The sequence below is a fragment of the Silvanigrella aquatica genome (assembly GCF_001907975.1).
GTDB lineage: Bacteria > Bdellovibrionota_B > Oligoflexia > Silvanigrellales > Silvanigrellaceae > Silvanigrella > Silvanigrella aquatica.
Genome location: NZ_CP017834.1, coordinates 1,319,691 through 1,338,701, shown reverse-complemented (window position 1 = coordinate 1,338,701; position 19,011 = coordinate 1,319,691). Strand labels below are relative to the sequence as shown.

At 37.8% G+C, this 19,011-nt stretch carries 17 protein-coding genes; 14 read left to right on the top strand and 3 right to left on the bottom strand.

What is annotated here, in order from left to right; all coding sequences use genetic code 11:
* Nucleotides 1-2 precede the first annotated feature (2 nt).
* Nucleotides 3-1,466 (bottom strand): GspE/PulE/PilB domain-containing protein, encoded by a 1,464-nt coding sequence (locus AXG55_RS05585; protein ID WP_148697143.1) that lies wholly within the window; start codon nt 1,464-1,466, stop codon nt 3-5.
* Between the two features lie 147 nt (nt 1,467-1,613).
* Between AXG55_RS05585 and AXG55_RS05580 the strand changes: the two genes are divergently transcribed.
* The 3 genes from AXG55_RS05580 to AXG55_RS05570 all read left to right on the top strand — a co-directional run bounded on the left by AXG55_RS05580 (nt 1,614) and on the right by AXG55_RS05570 (nt 4,446).
* Entirely contained in the window at nt 1,614-2,210 is a 597-nt protein-coding gene (locus tag AXG55_RS05580) for a TetR/AcrR family transcriptional regulator (protein ID WP_148697142.1), read from the top strand.
* A 19-nt stretch (nt 2,211-2,229) separates the two neighbouring features.
* Nucleotides 2,230-3,666 (top strand): POTRA domain-containing protein, encoded by a 1,437-nt coding sequence (locus tag AXG55_RS05575; protein WP_233231405.1) that lies wholly within the window; start codon nt 2,230-2,232, stop codon nt 3,664-3,666.
* Between the two features lie 63 nt (nt 3,667-3,729).
* A complete protein-coding gene (locus tag AXG55_RS05570) occupies nt 3,730-4,446 on the top strand; it encodes a hypothetical protein (RefSeq protein ID WP_148697140.1) in 717 nt (238 codons plus the stop codon).
* A gap of 63 nt (nt 4,447-4,509) precedes the next feature.
* Here the strand turns inward: AXG55_RS05570 and AXG55_RS05565 are convergent, their stop codons facing one another.
* Nucleotides 4,510-5,478 (bottom strand): flagellin N-terminal helical domain-containing protein, encoded by a 969-nt coding sequence (locus tag AXG55_RS05565; RefSeq protein WP_148697139.1) that lies wholly within the window; start codon nt 5,476-5,478, stop codon nt 4,510-4,512.
* Between the two features lie 157 nt (nt 5,479-5,635).
* Entirely contained in the window at nt 5,636-6,358 is a 723-nt protein-coding gene (gene thyX / locus AXG55_RS05560) for an FAD-dependent thymidylate synthase (RefSeq protein WP_148697138.1), read from the bottom strand.
* 166 nt (nt 6,359-6,524) lie between these two features.
* Between thyX and AXG55_RS05555 the strand changes: the two genes are divergently transcribed.
* The 11 genes from AXG55_RS05555 to purF all read left to right on the top strand — a co-directional run bounded on the left by AXG55_RS05555 (nt 6,525) and on the right by purF (nt 19,009).
* Nucleotides 6,525-6,974 (top strand): hypothetical protein, encoded by a 450-nt coding sequence (locus AXG55_RS05555; protein ID WP_148697137.1) that lies wholly within the window; start codon nt 6,525-6,527, stop codon nt 6,972-6,974.
* Between the two features lie 6 nt (nt 6,975-6,980).
* Entirely contained in the window at nt 6,981-9,059 is a 2,079-nt protein-coding gene (locus AXG55_RS05550) for a tetratricopeptide repeat protein (RefSeq protein WP_148697136.1), read from the top strand.
* Nucleotides 9,060-9,105: 46 nt separating this feature from the next.
* A complete protein-coding gene (locus AXG55_RS05545) occupies nt 9,106-9,744 on the top strand; it encodes a hypothetical protein (protein WP_148697135.1) in 639 nt (212 codons plus the stop codon).
* A 162-nt stretch (nt 9,745-9,906) separates the two neighbouring features.
* Entirely contained in the window at nt 9,907-10,281 is a 375-nt protein-coding gene (locus AXG55_RS05540; RefSeq protein ID WP_233231404.1) for a DDE-type integrase/transposase/recombinase, read from the top strand.
* Between the two features lie 230 nt (nt 10,282-10,511).
* On the top strand, nt 10,512-11,054 hold the full coding sequence (locus AXG55_RS05535) for a peroxiredoxin (RefSeq protein WP_237243995.1): 543 nt from the start codon (nt 10,512-10,514) through the stop codon (nt 11,052-11,054).
* 63 nt (nt 11,055-11,117) lie between these two features.
* On the top strand, nt 11,118-11,669 hold the full coding sequence (locus tag AXG55_RS05530) for a carboxymuconolactone decarboxylase family protein (protein ID WP_148697132.1): 552 nt from the start codon (nt 11,118-11,120) through the stop codon (nt 11,667-11,669).
* 42 nt (nt 11,670-11,711) lie between these two features.
* Nucleotides 11,712-12,503 carry a ZIP family metal transporter gene (locus AXG55_RS05525; RefSeq protein ID WP_233231403.1) on the top strand — a complete coding sequence of 264 codons (792 nt, stop codon included), beginning with the start codon at nt 11,712-11,714 and terminating at the stop codon, nt 12,501-12,503.
* Nucleotides 12,504-12,621: 118 nt separating this feature from the next.
* Nucleotides 12,622-14,232, top strand: coding sequence for an adenylosuccinate lyase (gene purB, locus AXG55_RS05520; RefSeq protein ID WP_148697131.1), 1,611 nt, complete (start codon nt 12,622-12,624; stop codon nt 14,230-14,232).
* Nucleotides 14,229-15,020 carry a phosphoribosylformylglycinamidine synthase subunit PurQ gene (locus AXG55_RS05515; RefSeq protein WP_148697130.1) on the top strand — a complete coding sequence of 264 codons (792 nt, stop codon included), beginning with the start codon at nt 14,229-14,231 and terminating at the stop codon, nt 15,018-15,020. The genes purB and AXG55_RS05515 overlap by 4 nt, the downstream gene beginning before the upstream one ends.
* 6 nt (nt 15,021-15,026) lie before the next feature.
* A complete protein-coding gene (locus tag AXG55_RS05510; RefSeq protein WP_148697129.1) occupies nt 15,027-17,558 on the top strand; it encodes an AIR synthase related protein in 2,532 nt (843 codons plus the stop codon).
* On the top strand, nt 17,558-19,009 hold the full coding sequence (gene purF / locus AXG55_RS05505; protein ID WP_148697128.1) for an amidophosphoribosyltransferase: 1,452 nt from the start codon (nt 17,558-17,560) through the stop codon (nt 19,007-19,009). Before AXG55_RS05510 ends, purF begins: the two co-directional genes overlap by 1 nt.
* The last annotated feature ends 2 nt before the right edge of the window (nt 19,010-19,011 follow it).

The following is a 19,011-nucleotide window of genomic DNA, read 5'->3' as shown; positions in this document are numbered from 1 at the left end:
ATTTAAACACTCATTTTTAATATTCTTTTTAAAACAGGATCAATCGCTGTAAAAACAGGATTTTCATTTCCTTTAAATTGAGTTGTCAAGTCACCTTTCGCCGAAAAATTCTCTCCCTGAATTTGATAAGAATTATCATCCGCTAAAGTAACTGAATATTGAAAAGGCCCTAATAAGGAATTAACCAATTCAAGCGCTTGATTTTTTTCTTGCATCATAGAAACCTTTACCAACGCAGAACTTGCTAAAGCCGATAATTGAGCAATTTCATTTTCACCCATTTCTTTTTGATAATCAGAAGAATTATTATTTTCTTCTAAAGACATTTGCGAATCAATTTCTTGAGATTCTAAAATTTCTCCTTCATTGCTTTCTTCTGCAATATGTCCCTCATTTGTGATTTGCTCTTCTCCTGCTCCACTTTCAACCGAGACCTCTTCTTCTATTAGACCTTCTTCCGCAGAAGGTTCCTGAGGAGCCTCCTCAGGAGATGTTGCTGCCACTTCTCCAACAACAGGTTCTTCTTCAGAAATAAGAACATCTTCTTGTGCTTGAGCAGCTTCTACAGGAGGATCCTCACTCACAGAGGGCTCCTCTTCGGAAATAAGATTATCATCAGACGCACTTTCTTCCGCAACAGGAGTTTCAGCAGCTGCAATCCCTTCTTCTGAGGGAGGAGATTGTGGTGGTTGCGCTTCCAGAGTTCCCTGCTCTACTTCGCCACTGCTGCCATCGATAAATCCAACTGCAGGAGCATTCGGTATTGCTGAAAAATCAGGCTTCGTTATTTCTGCTGAAGGTTCTAAATCGGGGAGAACCTCTTTTACTTTTTCAGTTTTTCGAGTTTTTTTACCCAATTTGCTTTCGGGAGTCGTTGCGACAAAAGCATCGACATCGGAAATGTTATCAGCAGATAAACTAGCACCTGCATTTGAATTATTTAAAGTGTGCGCTTTTACAGGAGGGGGAACTTCGTATCGAATCCCTCCCACAACACCCCGTGAACGTTCAATTACAGTGGTTAAACGTAAATTGGGAATACTGACACGATATATTTTAGACAATCCTTCTGCCAATTGATAAACATTAGCAGCAATGGCAATAATTCTTTTGTTTAAAAAAAAGCGAAGCTGCTGCACTGTTCCTCTATCAGAGGGATCCTCCATAGCGACATACAACGCAGAATGCTCTTCTCCTAATCCAAAACAACTGTAATGAATTGCTAAATCAATGGGTATATATGTTTGATATCCTTCATCAAGCAACTTAATAGCCTGATCGCCTAAAGCGTTTACTCTAAAATACCTTTGTAAGTATTCTTGTATTTGCTCTGGTGAAGCGATATTCAAGGAACGCAACACACGAACAGGGTTTTCACCCAGTTCTTTGCAGGTCTTTCTTAAGGCAATGAGTTCGCCAGAAGACAGGTACCCGTCTTGCTGCATGACCTGAAGCAAATCGTACATATGTCTTTCCTTAGGCCTTAAATTTCCTTTGTTTGTGAATGTTTGCCTTGACTCATGGTACTTTGATCTTAAGCTATTTTAGTTCTTGGAAGACTATCCGTTCCTTCCCAGATATGAATTTGACGATATTATACAGGAATAAAAATTATGAGCCGTTCCGACCTCGCTTCTGAAAGAAAAACTCAAATCATTAATGCAACTATCGAGTGTATAACCCGTTATGGCTATAGCAATTTTTCAATGCAAGATGTCGCAAGGGTCGCTGATGTTTCCAAAGGAATTATTCACTATTATTTTTTAAATAAAGAAGATCTCATGATGACTGTTCTTGATCATGTCAGTGCTGATATTGAAAATCTTCTTCACTCAGGTGATTTAAATCCCGACCCCGTAGCAAGACTGACAAACGTAATCTGGATGTGTTCAAGTATCGTTCAAAATAAAAGAGAGTATTACAGAATTAACATGGATTTCTGGACTCAAATCGATCAAAAAGAAAAAGTAAGACAAGAAGTGGCAAGTCATTATGCTAAATTTCGTAATTCTATTGCTGTGATAATTCAGCAAGGCATCACTCAAGGTGTTTTCCGAAAAGGAGATTCTCAACAATTTGCCAGCATGATCATTGCTATGATCGATGGCATTGCATTACAATGGCTTTTTGATGAAGGTGTTTATAGCTATGACGAAATTGTTCAAAATTGTGAGGAAGCTATTTTAAAATTTTTAATTATTAAAAACTAATTCAGGAAAATAAATATCTGTGAAAAAGAATGATCAAAACTATAAAAAATATCTTCTTTTTTTTATTTTTTTTGTATCTATTTTTATTTCACAATTTTCTTATGCACAGAATACAAATTTGTTCAATTTAGAAATCCCTAGAGAAGAGGAAATTCCAAAAGAAACTAAATCTATAAAGTATATTCTTCCCAAAAACGCTGAAAACAGAATAATATCTTCTATAAAATATGTCGGAAATATCAGAACCAGTGACGATGTCATTGAAGAAAACATGGATCTCATAGCTGGGGAAAAATTTAAAAAATCTAACTTACATAGCTCTATGCAAAATTTAAAAAACTTACAGGTATTTATCGATATTAATATTCAAATAATAGAAAATCCTGAAGATAATAAAAAATTAGATATTATTGTCAATGTTGATGAAAAATGGACTCTGTTACCCTATTTTCTTTTTGGATCCGGAGGTGGTATTTCCTATTTTGTCATTGGATTGTATGACACAAATTTCATTGGCAGACTTTATACTGTTAACTTTACATATGGTTGTAAAAATGAAAATTGTTCTACTTATCTTTATTTTAGAAATCCAAGCGTATTAGGAAGCCGATTTAATTTAGTGAATTATATTTGGCGTGAACATAATATTTATCGAACTTATGATAAAAATCGTGTTGTCGCTGGAGCCTTTTCAAATCAAAGAGATATGTGGACTACATTTACAGACGTAAAAATCAATCCTTCCTTTTTTCTGGGATTTGGTTTTCTTTATTTTAATAATAATATTACTGAAAATGGTATTTTACCTTCGGATGTCGGTGCAAACAAATTTTATAATTATCAATTGCCACCCTCTACGGCAAACTTAGCTTTTGAAGGAAGATTGACTTTAGGAAAAATTGATTATGACGGCATGAAAGTAGATGGCGTTCATTTTCTCTCTATTTTAGACACCACGGGAGAAGTTTATGACAATCAAAATGATAATTATACATCATTAAATAGCACTGTTCAGTACTATAACTCTGATATTAACTTAGGACTTGTTACAATACCCCTTCCTAAGCAATCTTATTTAGCAGTTAGAGCAAACTTAAGCATGACAACAAGTGATGTGGTTTCTCAACAATATTTTGTCGGAGGGCTTGATAAAATCAGAGGATTCTTTGATAGCGAATATTATGGTAAAATTGCCTGGTTTAGTAACATGGAACTGCGTATTCCGAGTTACGTCAGTGAAAACCTTGCCATCCAGCACGCTCTCTTTACCGATGCCGGTTATGCCGCAAATACCATTCCCGATATTTTTTCTCACTATACAGGTGTGAGCATTGGAACGGGTGTCCGTATTTTACCTTTAAAAATCAATCGTGTTGCTATCCGCTTCGATTACGCCTACACCTTAAATCCTATTCATACTTTTGGCTTCAATTTCGGCTTACTTCAATTTTTTTAAAATCCATATTAATATAAAACAGAAACACAAATAAAATGATGTTGATTGGCAAAGGATCAAGAAATGACTCTTAATTTAACTGCGCCTTCAAAACTCAGTAAAGTTTTTATGCAAAAAAGCCCTATCCGCACCGTAGCTTCTATAGGTATGGAACAATATTTTCATGCCGATTCAAAAAGTATGCATCCCATTTCATTAACTGCAAATAAATCGGCATCCCAATCAGCAAATAGCATAAACTTAATTGAACTGAAAAAATTTGCCGCTAAAAGAACCTACATTCTTTTAACGGGGGAGGAAAACAATCCCCTCGATGACAAATTGCTTATGGATAAAAAAGATCTTATATTATCTTTAACCACGGATAGCGTCGGTTTAGCTTGTTTTGAAATTGCTAAAGTTACAAAAAAAATCAGTGCCAAGAAATTTCCAAATGCAAATGATTTTATTAAAATTATTCATGAACTTTCTATGGACACTGACGATGTTGCTATTATGGCAAAACCACAAAAAATTCAAACCTTAGCAAGCAAAGGATATCTTGAAGATAAAATATCTTATTTTCCATCAGAAAAATTAAAAACAAAACACCGCTTAATTAATATTTTTCCTATTTTTTCACCCCATGTTTTCGATGAAGAAGTCATTATTTATAATATAAATGATTCTTTTGTCATTGCTGATCCTATTTCCTATTTTGTTACAGAAAGCAACCAACTTGCTGTTGATATTCATATTGATATTCAGAATAAAAACTCTGTTGAAATATTTAAGTTATAAAAAAAATCCCTTCCAAAAAGGAAGGGATTAAATAAATATTAAGATAATTAATCTTAATATAAATTAGCCTAACAAACGTAACGCCGCTCCAGGGCTTTGGTTTGCTTGAGTAAGAACAGCAACACCACCTTGTTTGAGGATGTTGGATTGTGCGAGTTTTGCTGTTTCTTCTGCAAAGTCTGTATCGCGGATACGGCTATTCGCAGCAGAGTAGTTTTCAGATTGAACAGCAAGGTTTGCAATTGTAGAGTATAAACGGTTTTGTTGCGCACCCATGTCTGCACGGAATTCTGAAACCTTAGAAATCGCATCATCAAGTTTATTAATAGAAAGCTGAGCACGTTCTTTAGAATCGTTGTGCTCACCTTCTTCCATAAACACGCCTGTTGACTCTTTAGTTTCATCACTTGCTTTTCCAAGTCCAAGTCCAGTTGTACTGGTATTGATTTTGTCAAAGTTCAAACGAATGATGTTCACTGGATTTCGACTGAAATCTTCATTATCTGCATCTGTTTGTGAATCTGTTGACATAGTCCAGTTTTTACCAACTTGAACTTCAAGTGGTGGAATATTTGATTTTTTAGTCATTTCTTCTGGCAAGCCTTCAAGACCACCAGTTAAGAGGAGTGTTCCGTTAAACTCAGTTGAGTTTGTAATACGATCCACTTCGTCTTTTAACGCGTTAAATTCTTTATGAATAAAGCCGCGTTCTTTGTTACCCACGGTATCGGAAGCACCTTGAACCGCAAGCTCACGTAAACGAGTTAAGATATTCCCAATTTCATTCATACCACCTTCGGCAGTTTGAAGAAGTGAAATACCATCACTTGCGTTTCGTTTCGCCATGTTAAGACCACGGATGTCAGCCTTTAATTTTTCGCTAATCGCAAGACCCGCTGCGTCATCAGAAGCCTTGTTAATGCGATAACCAGAGCTCACCTTCTCAATGGACTCATCATTTTGTTTGGTGGTAATGCTCAAAGCTCTTTGGGCATTAAGGGATTGGATGTTGGTTTGTATGCGCAAACCCATAGCTTGTCTCCTCCTTGAAACTCACTACTGTCCACAGCTACTTGGAAACAGTGTGCGGCCATCCTTGGCCTAAACTAATACAAATGTACCGCCAGCGAATTGCTCTGCGTACTTTTTGCATATCGGTAAAGTTTTTCAGGGCTGTAGGAATATTTTTCTACTTTTCAGAATTCACAAGAGCATCAAGAGAGTGAGGACAAATGGGATCAATTAATTTCTTTATAGCACGCGCTAAATTACGAATTTCTAATTGGGCACCCTCGTGATCACGTAATTTTATAAAATGAGCCACAGCTTCTAAAGATGCAGTCCAAACAAGAGAATTTTTAAAACTCACGGGCATAACCATACGCGCTTGTTCTTTGCAAACTCCCAATTCAAGTAATTTTTTATATGCCGAAAATCCTTGATCAATGGCTTCTTTATATATGGCACGAGCCATTACATTATTTTCCACGCACTCCCCTTCTAAGGAAGCTTGTTTATTACTTTTATGTTGCTTACGAAATTCAGAGGGGAAGTGGAACTCAGGATCAAACTCAACATAACGTCCTGAAATTTCATTCCAAGTAGTAGCTGCTTCTTTAAATTCACCGCTCGTATAAGCACATCCCACTTGGTGTTTATAAAGTTGGCGACAGACGACTTCGGAAACTCCTTCAAGTGCAAAGGTGAAAACAACGTGACGAAAAGGGCTCATATGTTTATGAGCTGCTAAATATTTAATTAATTTGACGTCTTTATCATCCATTTCGGTTTTGGTTTTACCAAAACTCACTCGTGCCGCATTGACTACAGAAAGATCGCTTCCCATATAGTCTGTTAATGTTACCTTTCCGTCATCTACATCTAGAGATGTGCCAATGAATTGATTTTTCATAAAAATATTCTCCCAAATGGACAAGATAGAAATATCTTGCATAGTAGAAAAAAGTGCAGGATTTCAGCCAAAAAAGCAACACTCCCCATGAATTGATTAATACTAGAGCATTCTAATAAACTTTAAACAAGGCTTCATTAAAAATTTTTTACTTTAAAGGAATTGAATGGTGGAAAAGACCGTATTTCATGGGGTCTCGTTTTACGAAACCATAAATTCAGAACTTTCAAAAGCTTTTGTCTTTTCTTCATTAAAAAATGAATTTTTATGCTTTTGGGATAAATGGAGGAAACTTCATACCCAACTTTTTAAAGAGCTGCATTTAGGGGTTTATAACACATCAGAAAATGAAAATCAGCTCAATATCATTGCACAAAAATTTATGACGCAAAGAAAAGCGATGATCTCAAGTTTCCTACAAGTCATAAAAAATCACCCTAATTATGATAAAAATGAAATTAATTTATTTAAAAACACAATAGCTGACCACGATGATAAGTTTACAAAGTTACTTAAACAAATTCTTGAATTGTTATCTAAAGATTTAAATAAAATTCAGTCACATAGAAAAGTAACAAGCGCATACATTCATTCTCAAGCATATTTAGGGGGATAATTTACAATGACTCAGAGCAGATCCCTTGAAAGCATAGTTAGTGATGCAAAAAAATTAAAACCAAATGATTTGATTTCCATAATTGAAGGTGAAAGCGGAAAAATTCTTGCCGAAACGCAAGAAAAACATGCTTCCCACATATTAAATAAGTACAAAAAAATTGCTTTTGTTGCGCCGCAACTGCCCCACCCTTGTGAACTTGAAATGTGGAATTTATGCGTTAAAAAAATGGGGGTAGAAGGGGCATTATACACTCATATCAGCGAAGAAAAAGCATTTGTGCAATTTGCAAAATTAATGAACGCTTCTAATACTCCTCTTTATTTAACTTGTTATACTTTAGATTCCATGAACGAAAATAAAACATTTTTATCGGGAATTGAAAAAGAATTAGAACAATATTCGCTTATTGTTTCTTTAGGAGAAAATTCCTTAGCAAGCTATCAAGCTTCAAAAGTAAAAAGAATGAATCAAGCACGGCTTGTTATTTGGCAAAATGCACCCAGACCTCCTCATGCAAATTTAGGAACTCGCTCTATAAATGGCTCCCCGTTGCCCAATATCGCAAGGGAACGAACTGTTCGTAAAGAAGTGTTAAAAAATGCAGATATTATTTTATGCTTTGATAAAGACGGAGCCACCTGGTCCTATTTAGAAGAAGTGAGTTCTCAAAGAATCCGCCGCGTCGCCCGCGCAATCAATACACAACGCTACTCCTCGGAAATGTCCGCAATCAGACGCATTGAATTGCGCTCTTCCTTAGGGCTCCCTGAAACCGACTTTATCTTTTTCCACTTAGGGCCTCTTGAAATTGAATCGGGGGCTTTAGATTCTGTCTTTGCATTTAAAAACTTATTGCAGAGCAATCCTAGCTTTCAAGGAAAAGCGAGACTGTGTTTTTGCGGTACAGGATCGGCCGGAGCAGACATCAGACAAAGTGTTGTAGAAATGAGTTTAGACGATCATGTTTACTTTTTAAATCCCAATGGGGATGGCATAAAAGAAATTGTGGGCAATCAATTTTCTTGCGTGATTTCTGTATGTGACGCCGTAATTCATGGACCTATTTCTCCCGTAAATGGAAATGCTCTCAAATATTTAGATAGCACCTATGATGTCATGTGTGCTCTGTCCTCAGATATTATTACGATTTCAAATGGCAACAATTGGATTGGCGAATGGATTAGCCGCTTTTATAAAACTTTTTCTTCAGGTAGCATTCACAGTTTAGCGCGACTTATGCAAGAAACCATTGAAAAACAAGATAAAGTAACAAATGTAAAAAATGCTATAAAAAAAGCTCTCGCAAATGAATTCCCATTGGAAAAAACAGCCAATGAAATTTCAGAGATTTTTAAAACACTCATTATAAGCGTACCTGTTGCAGAAACAGAGAACACATCAAAGCTTATTAATCAAATAGAAGAAATGGTCATTGCAAAACAATATATTGATGCCATTAATTTAATCTCTCAAGCTTTCCAAAAAAGTGGATTATCTGTTGTACAGCAGGCAAATTTATTTAGATTAATAGGCGACTGCTTCACCAAACTTGGTGACCTTGATAATGGCGTTTCAAACTATACAAAAGCACTCGAACTCGATCCTTACTGTGCGAAGTGTTTTATTGGTTTAGGTACAGTTGCTTTACAAAGAAATAATTATAATATTGCCGTTCCTCAGTTCCAAAAAGCTGTCAGTTTAACACCCAATGACGACATGGCAAGTTTAGGTTTGGGATTAGCATTTGAAGGATTAAATGAATTCAAAGAAGCACTCTCCTGGACAATTCGCGCTTGTCATTTAAAAGCAGACAACACCGTTGCGATCTTTAATTTGGTAAAACTCTCATTTGAATTAAATGAATATACAGATGCTGAACGCATATTAATTCGTTATTTGGACATTCATCCTCATGATGTAAATATGATCTACACCCTTGGTAGCATTGAATACAAAATGGGAAAAGCCGACATTGCTCAGCAGCTCATGGAAAATATTTTAACTCTCGACCCCATGAACAGCAGAGCGCATAGCTTAATCAATCAAATTCAAAGGTCGGAAAACCAAAAAAGACCAGCTTAATTTATATAAGAAAGTTTTATCGAAATGATTTAGGAGGAAAAAATTCATGGCTGATGTAAGGGTAAATGGAAAAAGAATCCCACCGCTGCAAAGTATTGATACGCTTTCTGCGTTGATGACGAAGCTGGAATCGATTGCACAAAGAAACAATAGCTCTGTAACAGCATTATGTATAAATAATAGCAGTATTGATCTTGATAACCCTGAATTTCTCCGTCTGAAACTTGAAAACGAAGACACCGTAGATGCAAAGCTTGATACAGCAGAACAATTGTCCTACGAAAGTCTTCAAGTGGCACTGGATATGGCCGGCCTTCTCGTTTTTGATTTAAAAGTTGTCACATTAAAGCTCTGGGACTCAGAAAAAAACTATGAAAAGAGCTTAGAAACACTTTTGAATGATTGCAATTTATTTCTATCTTTGGGCGCACGTCCTATTTACCTATTAAATAAAGATCCAGAAAAGATAGAGCCAGAAGCACAAACTTTTTTAAAACAACTCGATGCCATTGCCTATCACGTTGAAGATGCCACACTACTTGCTGTTCATGGCCACGCAAAAGATGCCTGTTATGTCCTTGTAGGAATGGTAAAACCTGCTATTGAACGCTGGATTGGCATGAGCGCTAAGTTCGCGCAAATACTTGAAATTAATACTGTATCAAATGAACTACTCATTTCTTAACGCGATCCTTAACAGAATAAACAGCTTTCTAACAAATAATATAAATAATCTCTTGCCAGTGAAATTCTTTTGAGATATCAAAAAAATACTGTTACGTTACCTTTAAACCACAAGGCTATGTAGCGTGAGGTTATGCTTATTTTCTGCAAGGAGTCTGTTATAATGGCAAACAAAGAAAGAATTGATAAACAACACCGTTACCCTTGGGCAGTTATTGAAACTGCGGTTCAGTTTTATTTCCAACAAAATATGACTTTTCGTTCCGTTTCCGAAAAAATGTTATCTCACGGCGTTGAAGTTTCTCATAAAACTATTTACGAATGGGTTCAAAAATTCGGAGATAATGTTGACAAAAAATCTCGTAAACGCATACCAAGCTATGATGTGGAAGAATCCTACATCAAATGCAACGGCGACTGGAAATACATGTACCGTGCGCGCGATCGTCAAGATTCTACTTTAAGCATTTGCATGCGCGAAAAAAAGAACCTCACTTCTGCAAAATCTTTTTTCAAAAAATCTTTAGAAGCAAACTAAAATTTTAATTTTGCAATAAAAGCCCTCTTTCTTGTAAATGAGGGCTTTTATTTTTTAGCAAATAAAATCAATTTATTAAAGCATAAAATCTTTTACTACCCTTACTTGACATAATTCTTAATTTAGATTAATTCTAAATTAAGCTTATGTTTAATTTTAGGCTTCTCTTTTAAAAACCATCCTAGCCATTTTTAGAAGTGCTTAAACATTTTCATTATTAAGGAGACATTATGTCACGTATTCTTGGAGTTTCTGAACAATTTCCTAAATTTTCCATACCAGCTGTTGTTTCCTTGGAACATGGTAAAGAATTCGCCGAAATCAGCAATGAAACAATGAAGGGGAGATGGTCTGTCTTTTTCTTCTGGCCTATGGATTTCACTTTCGTTTGCCCCACAGAAATTGCGGAGTTTAATAAATTCTACAAACAATTTCTCGATCGCGACACGGACTTATACGGTGTTAGCACAGACACAAAATATGTACACTTGGCTTGGCGCCAACATCATGAAGATCTCAAAAATTTGCAATTCCCTATGCTCGCTGACAATACAAAAAATTTAAGTGAAGAACTTGGAATTTTACATCCCACAGACAAAGTGCCTTTTAGAGCGACTTACATTGTGGATCCCGAAGGAGTTGTGCGCTGGGTCAGCGTCAACGATCTCTCTGTAGGACGCAACGTAAAAGAAGTATTACGCACACTAGATGCTCTTCAAACTGATGAACTTTGTCCTTGCAACTGGGAAAAGGGACAAGCAACTATTAAGTAACAAAGATAAACACCGCCCTAAATAAGCGGTGTTTTTAAAAATAAAATTTGAAGGAAAATAAAGATGAATTTACAAGACTCAATTACAATTTTTTTAGAAAAACATACCGAAGGACTTGAAGGCCTAGCAGTTAAAGACCTCAAACTCAACTTTGAAAAACTAACCTCATCAAGTATTCTTTCTGAAGATGAACTTTGCTTACTTTTAGCGGCACTCGGAAAGACGCTTGAATTTTCAAATCTTCAAATGTTGGGAGTTGAACTCGCAAATTCCATTCAAATTCCCCACGAACAAATTAATGAAGCTTTACAAATTCCAGCAATTATGGGAATGTTAAATACATATTATAAATTCAGATTTTTTGCAGAACGCAATGACACCAAAGCAGTAACAGATTACGGAACTCCTGGTCTTCGTATGAATTCTTTAGCAAAACCCTTGATGGGTAAAGAAAAGTTTGAACTTATTTCACTTGCTGTAAGTATTTTAAACAGCTGTGAAAAGTGTGTTGTTTCCCATGAAAAAGCAGTTATGGATTTAGGAGTGAACCGCTCCAAAATCCATGAATTCATGAAACTTACCGCAGTGGCAAAAGGATTAAAGCATTTGCGTTAATTTCAGTATCAAATTTAAATAAATAAGGAAAATTATTTTCAAGTGCTTTCTCAATCTCACTCATTTCTAACTCTTGCTTCTATTGGTGCCGCTGTTACTTTTTTTGCATCCTGCGTGGGAGCCATCCCTGTTTTTTTTATTAAAAATATTTCTAATAAGATTAGAGATATTTTAATGGGCATAAGCGCAGGAGTTATGTTAGGTGCCGTTTGTTTTTCTCTCATAAATCCTGCCATTTTATTATTGGAACATCAATTTACAGATAAATTATTTATTGCCGCTTATTTATCTTTGTTTATTTTGCTGGGCAGTTTTGGAATTAGTTATTTAAATAAAAAAATCCCCCATGAACATTTTTTAAAAGGCAAAGAAGGCGGAGAAGCAAAATCACTCAAGCGCATTTGGCTTTTTATTCTCGCCATTACCATTCACAACTTTCCTGAAGGCTTGGCCGTTGGTGTAGGTATGGGAAGCGGCACAGAACAAATCGCATTGCCCATTATCATTGGAATTGCTTTACAAGACATTCCTGAAGGACTTGTTGTTGCCCTGTGTTTAAAATCATACGGATTTTCTAATAAGTATGCCATCAATGCCACTCTCATTGCAGGTCTAGCCGAATCATTTGGCGCGTTATTAGGATGCCTTTCCACAGTATTTTCCCACGCCATGCTGCCAGGAGGACTATCACTCGCTGCAGGAGCCATGCTTTACGTTATTTGTGGTGAAATGATACCCGAACTCCACAAAGAGGGTCATGAATCCCAAGCTACGGCAGGGTTTATTTTTGGCTTTATTTTAATGCTCTTCCTCGACGTCGGATTAAGCTGGTAAACATCTAAAACCACTTATTTTTTATCTATTTGTGTGAATTGTACTTGTACAAAAGAATATTTTTTCTTAAGAAAAACTGACCGTGTGAACAGACATATAAAACCCGGAGGTTTGCATTATGATTGAACGTTATTCTCGCCCAGAAATGAAGGCTATCTGGACCGAAGACGCAAAATACGCGTCGTGGGCCGAGGTTGAAAAAGCACATCTTTCAGCGCTTGTAGATTCCGGGGAAGCCCCCAAAGAAGTTCTTAACGTTTTTGACTCCGCTTTGGGCAGCAAGACTCCTTCCCACTACCTTAACCGGGAACAGGAAACGGGCCACGATGTCATTGCTTTTGTCTCAGAAGTGGGAGATGCCATGGGAGACAAAGGACATTTCCTCCACAAAGGACTCACCAGCTCCGACGTTCTCGACACCAGCCTTTCCCTTCGCACACGCAAATCCCTCGAAATACTTTCAAATACACTTCAAAAACTTAGAGAAAACTTAGCTGTTCGTGCGTTTGAACACGCGCAAACCCCTTGCATTGGCCGCACTCACGGCATTCATGCCGAACCCATGTCCTTTGGCCAGGTTCTCACCAGTCATTTTGCTGAATTTCAAAGAGCGCACCTTGAAATCTTACAAGCCCAAAAAACCATGTCCTTTGGAAAATTATCAGGAGCTGTAGGCACTTACTCGCAATTTTCACCTCAATTTGAACTTGCCGTGTTAAACAAACTGAATTTAGAACCCGAAGCTGTGGCAACACAAGTCATTCCACGGGATCGCCTCGTGTCCGTGGCGGCAGCTATTTTATCGGCAACCAACGCCGTCGATCGCTTTGCCACAAATCTCCGCCATTGGGCACGCACAGAGCTGGGCGAAGTTTTAGAACCTTTTGGCAAAAAGCAAAAAGGCAGCTCTGCCATGCCGCATAAGAAAAATCCAATTTTAGCGGAAAATTTATGTGGACTAACGCGCACCATTCGTGGTTATGCATCTATGCTTTGTGAAAATGTTGCTTTATGGCATGAACGGGATATTTCTCACAGCAGCGTAGAGCGTTTTGCTCTCCCCGATATCTTTGTCACTACCGATTTTATCCTTTCGCGCTGCGCTTCTCTCATTGAAGGAATGCAAATCCGCCCCGAAGCTATGCAGGCAAATCTTTGGAAAACCGGTGGACTTTGGGCAAGCCAAAGCGTTTTAACCGCACTTGTCTCAAGTGGCATGAACCGCACTGCGGCCTATGAATTGGTCCAATCCATTGCGCTGCAAATATCTGCCAAGGTTGCTACAAGTCATGTCAATCAAAAGCAGTTTTTAGAAGATCTTTTAGCTAACAAAAAAGTCTGTGAAATTGTAGGCGTTCATACCATATCTGCTCTTTTTGAAACAGATCGGTATCTTAACTCTGCACAAGTCACATTTAAACGAGTGTATGGCATCACCCCAGAAGAATTTGTTCGTAAAAAATCCGAACATGTGAATATAAAAGTCCCCGCACTTCAAAGAGTTATTAAAGTAACTGTAGAACTTCTTCCCGATGTCCTTGACACTGAGGCAAAAACAATAGCAAACGATATCAGGATATCTGGCAATGACGTCATGAGCATGCGCCAGCAAAAGTGCTTTTTTATCCGTATGCCTGGTAATTCTAAACCAGACAATATCAAGAAATATGCTGGCGAGGTTTTGCACAACCCTGTCATAGAGCAGTATAAGGTTGAGGTCGTCCAATGAAGAAAAAAACCCTAATACCGGTTTTTCCTGGAACAAATTGCGAAAAGGAATCCTTGTTGTGGATTTCCAATAATCTTGAAACCGAAGCTGAATTCCTCGATTTGGAAAAGCACGGTTCGCTTACAGCAAGTGAAATCGATGCTATTTTCGTTCCTGGGGGATTCAGTTTTGGGGACTATCTGAGGGCGGGAGCCATTGCCTCGCGCACAAAAGAAATGGCTTTTGTAAAAGAAAAGTCTAAAGAAAATATTCCTATCTTAGGCATTTGTAACGGGTTTCAAATTTTATGCGAAAGCGGGCTTTTACCCGGTGCTTTAGTAAAAAATATCACACGTCAACATCATCATTTTCCCGTTTCGATAAGAATAGATTCCAAATTTATGGATGAATGTAACCCAAATCACAATTGTGTTTGGATTCCTAAATTTAAGGGAAATACTCTTAAAAATATTGAAAAAATCTATGCAAATGAAACATTAATACCCATGTCCTGCGGCATGGGGAACTGGCTTCCTCCTTTAGACGAAAATGAAAAAGAAATTGCGGAAAATAACGCTGTAGTTTATTACAACCGCAATGAAAATGGCAGTTATAAATCCATTGCTGGGGTCACAAATAAATCCGGTTTAATATTTGGTATGATGCCACACCCTGAACGCGCTTCCGATATTTATCTTGGCAGCGACGAAGGATTATTTTTCTTACTTGGTATTTCCCAATCTCGAAATATAAAAATTAAAAATGGCAGCTCGCTTGAACAATTCACAAAGAAATTAATCCGGGAGTGAATACCTATGTTTGATCAAACCCTCATTACAAATGAAATTAAAGAAAAAGCAAAACATTTTGGTTTAAATGAAGAAGAACTCAATAAGTTTTGCAAACAACTAGGACGTCTTCCTTCCTCAGAAGAACTCGCTGTATGCGGTGCTCTTTGGAGTGAACACTGTTCCTATAAATCTTCACGTGTGCATTTAAAAAGATTCCACACCGAAGAACCTTGGGTCATTCAAGGACCTGGAGAAAATGCCGGCGTTATCGCTATTAATAAAGATTATGGTATTGCTTTTAAAATGGAATCACACAACCACCCTAGCTACTTGGAACCTTATCAAGGAGCAGCAACAGGAGTGGGTGGTATTTTACGCGATGTGTTCTGCATGGGCGCGAATCCCATTGTCGGCTTAAATTGTTTGCGATTCGGTGAAGGCACATGGAATGCATCATTACTTCGTGACACAGTACGCGGTATTGGTGATTATGGAAATTCTGTAGGAGTTCCTACAGTGAGTGGAGACATCAGTTTTCACCATAATTACAGCAAAAATATTCTTGTTAATGCTTTTAGCGCAGGAATAGTTCATAAAGACAAAATATTTAAAGGCATACTTTCCGAAGCTAGCGAAGAAGAAGTAAGCCTATTAAAACAAAAATCTGCAAAAATTATTCCAAATATTAAAGTAACAACAGAAGTAACTAAAGAAATAAATGAAACTCTCTTTCCAGAAAATGAAAATGTTTTAATTTATTTTGGTTCGGCAACAGGACGCGATGGAGTTCATGGCGCGACTATGAGCAGTTCCGAATTTTCCGCAGCCGGAGCTACATTAAAACCCACAGTTCAAGTGGGCGACCCTTTTGCGGAAAAAGTCTTACTGGAAGCGACTTTGTCTTTAATTGAAAAGAAACTAACCGTGGGTCTGCAAGACATGGGTGCCGCTGGACTCACATCAAGTTCTGTTGAAATGGCGGGACGCTCTGGTTGTGGTGTTGTTATCGATCTCAACAAAGTACCGCAACGCGCCAGCAACATGCAAGCTTGGGAAATTTTATTGAGTGAATCTCAAGAGCGCATGCTCTGTGCGGTAGCACCTCATAACATGACAGCTGTTCTTTCAGAACTTGAAAAATTCAATATTTCTTACGCAGTTATTGGTAAAGTCAACCACACCGGTTTATTTACCTGTGTATTTGATAATAAAATTGTTACGGCAACTCCTGTTCCTATTTTAGTTGAAGAAGCGCCTCGTAATGAATGGCCTCTGCAAAGTAGAGAAGAGTATTTAAATAATCATAAAATACTTAAAAATGAGACTGCTGAAACCGCTTGGCATGGCGAAAAAGACACTCATAAACCTTCTTTATCTTTAAATATTTTAAATCAAAATGCGCATAAAGATATTTTAAATAATATCAATCTTGAAAATTTTGTTGAAAAATATCCTAAATTTATTTCTAAATTATTTTCTCATCCAGCACATGCTGATCGCTCCCCTGTTTACCATAATTACTGTTCTACAGTGCAAGGTAACACCGTAGCAGGATGTGGCGCTATGCAATCGGCAGCAGCGGGCGTGGTTAGACTGCCTCAATATGCCCAAGAACAAGATGCTTTGGGAAATTCAACACGCATTGGCATTGCGGCTGCAGGCGGATGTGAAGAACGCTGGGTTGAACTCAACCCTTATGAAGGTTCTGCCGCTTCTGCTCTAAAAATAGCACGCAAAGTTGTAGCAACAGGTGCCGTTCCTCTTGCTATGACGGATTGCCTTAACTTTGGCAGTCCAAAATCTCCTGAGGTCATGCGCCAAATCTCCGATGCCGTAGACGGTCTGAACCTTATTGCCAAAGAACTTCATATTCCTGTGGTCAGCGGCAATGTGAGTTTAAATAATCAAACATCGGGTAAACCCATCCCCCCTACACCTATGCTTGGCATTGTAGGACGCATCGATGATATTGCTAAAGTTCCATTAGATTCCTTACCAAATCGCTACTTTGAAAATGCAGATAAAAATTCTGTGGTACTTTATCATGTTGCCTATGGAGGTGTCTTTAATCACTCAAGCTATGAAGCATCACAAACAGCATGGTTAATCGGTGGTGAAAATTCAAACTGCCCTATAGTGAATATAAAACTTGAAAAAGAATTATGGCGATTTATTCTTTCCTCTATTACAAAATTCACACCTAAAATGTGCTTTCCTATTGGTCATGGTGGTATGTTAGGCTCCTTAGTTTCGAGCGCCTTAAAATCACAATGCAACTTAGAAGTCACAAGTCAAATTTGGAAAACTTCTACAAAAGAACTTTTTGCAGAAGGTAACATGGGATTTATTGTGGGATTTGAATCCCAAGAATCTGCCGATGAATTTTTAAAACAAGATATTAAAAATTTAATTATTTCAAAAGTTGGCTATCTAAAATCTATACAATCTAGTATAAAAATGCCATTGTGTGATTTTAACACTGTTCACAGTCTCTATTCAAAATCACTCAAACGTTACTTTGAAACACTTTCTTGTGCAGATAAGGAAACAACATAATGTGCGGAGTTTTTGGAGTTACAAACACAGAAAACGCTTCAAAAATTGCTTACCTTGGTCTCTTTGCCCTACAGCACCGCGGCCAAGAAAGTGCAGGAATTTCCTGCACAGATGAAAACGTCATTCACACACACCGCAACGCAGGACTTGTCTCTGATGTCTTTAAAGAAGAACAACTTGTCAAACTTGAAGGCAATCACGCGTTAGGTCATGTCCGCTACAGTACGGCGGGTGGCAATATTGGCGCCAATATTCAACCCCTGACAGCACGCATTGGAGGAATTCCTGTTTCCCTTTCTCACAATGGAAACATTGTCAATTCAGACGAACTACGCACTCACTTAGAAAACTCTGGTGCTATTTTACAAGCCACCGCAGATACCGAACTTATTCTCCACATTATGGCACGCAGCAATAAAGCCACATTTTTGGAAAAGCTCATGCATTCTTTTGAAGAACTTTGCGGTGCTTTTTCACTTTTAATTTTAACACCAACTCATTTGTATGCTGTGGTCGATGCCTGTGGCTACCGCCCTCTCTCCTTAGGAAAATTAAAATCTAGTAATGGACTGCCAAGTTGGGTTCTTTCCAGTGAAACTTGCGCCATGGATCTCGTCGGCGCCACTTTCATTCGCGACATCGCTCCTGGCGAAATTCTTTCTATTGAATTAGCAACGGGCGAGAGGAAAAGTCATTATTTTAATTTGACTGCATTTCAAAGTCTAAAAAGACAACATGCCAAATGCATTTTTGAGCATGTTTACTTTGCCAGACCTGATAGTCTGGTATGGAATATTTTAGCAAATGATGCCCGTTTTGCCATGGGCGAAGCCCTTGCAAAAAATAACCCTGTTGATGCCGACATGGTTATTGCCGTCCCCGACAGTGGTGTTCCGATGGCTATGGGATATGCTCACGCTTCTGGAATTCCCTACAAAATTGGACTTATTCGCAATCACTACGTGGGAAGAACTTTTATAGAACCCACACAAAATGTCCGGAATTTTAAAGTCCGCTTAAAATTAAATCCTGTACGAGAGACAGTTCGGGGAAAAAAGGTAGTTGTCATCGATGACAGCATTGTGCGAGGGACAACATCTCGCAAAATTATTGAACTCCTTTATGAAGCGGGAGCTAAAGAAGTTCATATGCGTATCGCCTCTCCTCCTGTAAAGTACCCCTGCTATTATGGGATTGACACTCCTAAACGCAAAGAACTCCTCGCCCAAATTATGACTCCCCTCGAAATGAATGATCACTTAAAATCTGAGACTCTCGCCTTTTTATCTGAAGAACAACTCATCGCCGTTATGCAAAAATTCCAACAAAAACCCACATTGCAAAAAGAAGAAAAAGAAAATGGGGGTTGGTGCACAGCGTGCTTCACAGGAAACTATCAAGATGAAATTGCCCAAACCAAAGGCTATGCTGAAAAGCGGGAAGTGTTGTAAAA

Bases quoted from the DNA above. Each gene is read 5' to 3' on its own strand.
- AXG55_RS05585 (WP_148697143.1), bottom strand. From the start codon at position 1,466: ATGTACGATTTGCTTCAGGTCATGCAGCAAGACGGGTACCTGTCTTCT.
- AXG55_RS05580 (WP_148697142.1), top strand. From the start codon at position 1,614: ATGAGCCGTTCCGACCTCGCTTCTGAAAGAAAAACTCAAATCATTAAT.
- AXG55_RS05570 (WP_148697140.1), top strand. From the start codon at position 3,730: ATGACTCTTAATTTAACTGCGCCTTCAAAACTCAGTAAAGTTTTTATG.
- AXG55_RS05565 (WP_148697139.1), bottom strand. From the start codon at position 5,478: ATGGGTTTGCGCATACAAACCAACATCCAATCCCTTAATGCCCAAAGA.
- thyX (WP_148697138.1), bottom strand. From the start codon at position 6,358: ATGAAAAATCAATTCATTGGCACATCTCTAGATGTAGATGACGGAAAG.
- AXG55_RS05555 (WP_148697137.1), top strand. From the start codon at position 6,525: ATGGTGGAAAAGACCGTATTTCATGGGGTCTCGTTTTACGAAACCATA.
- AXG55_RS05550 (WP_148697136.1), top strand. From the start codon at position 6,981: ATGACTCAGAGCAGATCCCTTGAAAGCATAGTTAGTGATGCAAAAAAA.
- AXG55_RS05545 (WP_148697135.1), top strand. From the start codon at position 9,106: ATGGCTGATGTAAGGGTAAATGGAAAAAGAATCCCACCGCTGCAAAGT.
- AXG55_RS05540 (WP_233231404.1), top strand. From the start codon at position 9,907: ATGGCAAACAAAGAAAGAATTGATAAACAACACCGTTACCCTTGGGCA.
- AXG55_RS05535 (WP_237243995.1), top strand. From the start codon at position 10,512: ATGTCACGTATTCTTGGAGTTTCTGAACAATTTCCTAAATTTTCCATA.
- AXG55_RS05530 (WP_148697132.1), top strand. From the start codon at position 11,118: ATGAATTTACAAGACTCAATTACAATTTTTTTAGAAAAACATACCGAA.
- purB (WP_148697131.1), top strand. From the start codon at position 12,622: ATGATTGAACGTTATTCTCGCCCAGAAATGAAGGCTATCTGGACCGAA.
- AXG55_RS05515 (WP_148697130.1), top strand. From the start codon at position 14,229: ATGAAGAAAAAAACCCTAATACCGGTTTTTCCTGGAACAAATTGCGAA.
- AXG55_RS05510 (WP_148697129.1), top strand. From the start codon at position 15,027: ATGTTTGATCAAACCCTCATTACAAATGAAATTAAAGAAAAAGCAAAA.
- purF (WP_148697128.1), top strand. From the start codon at position 17,558: ATGTGCGGAGTTTTTGGAGTTACAAACACAGAAAACGCTTCAAAAATT.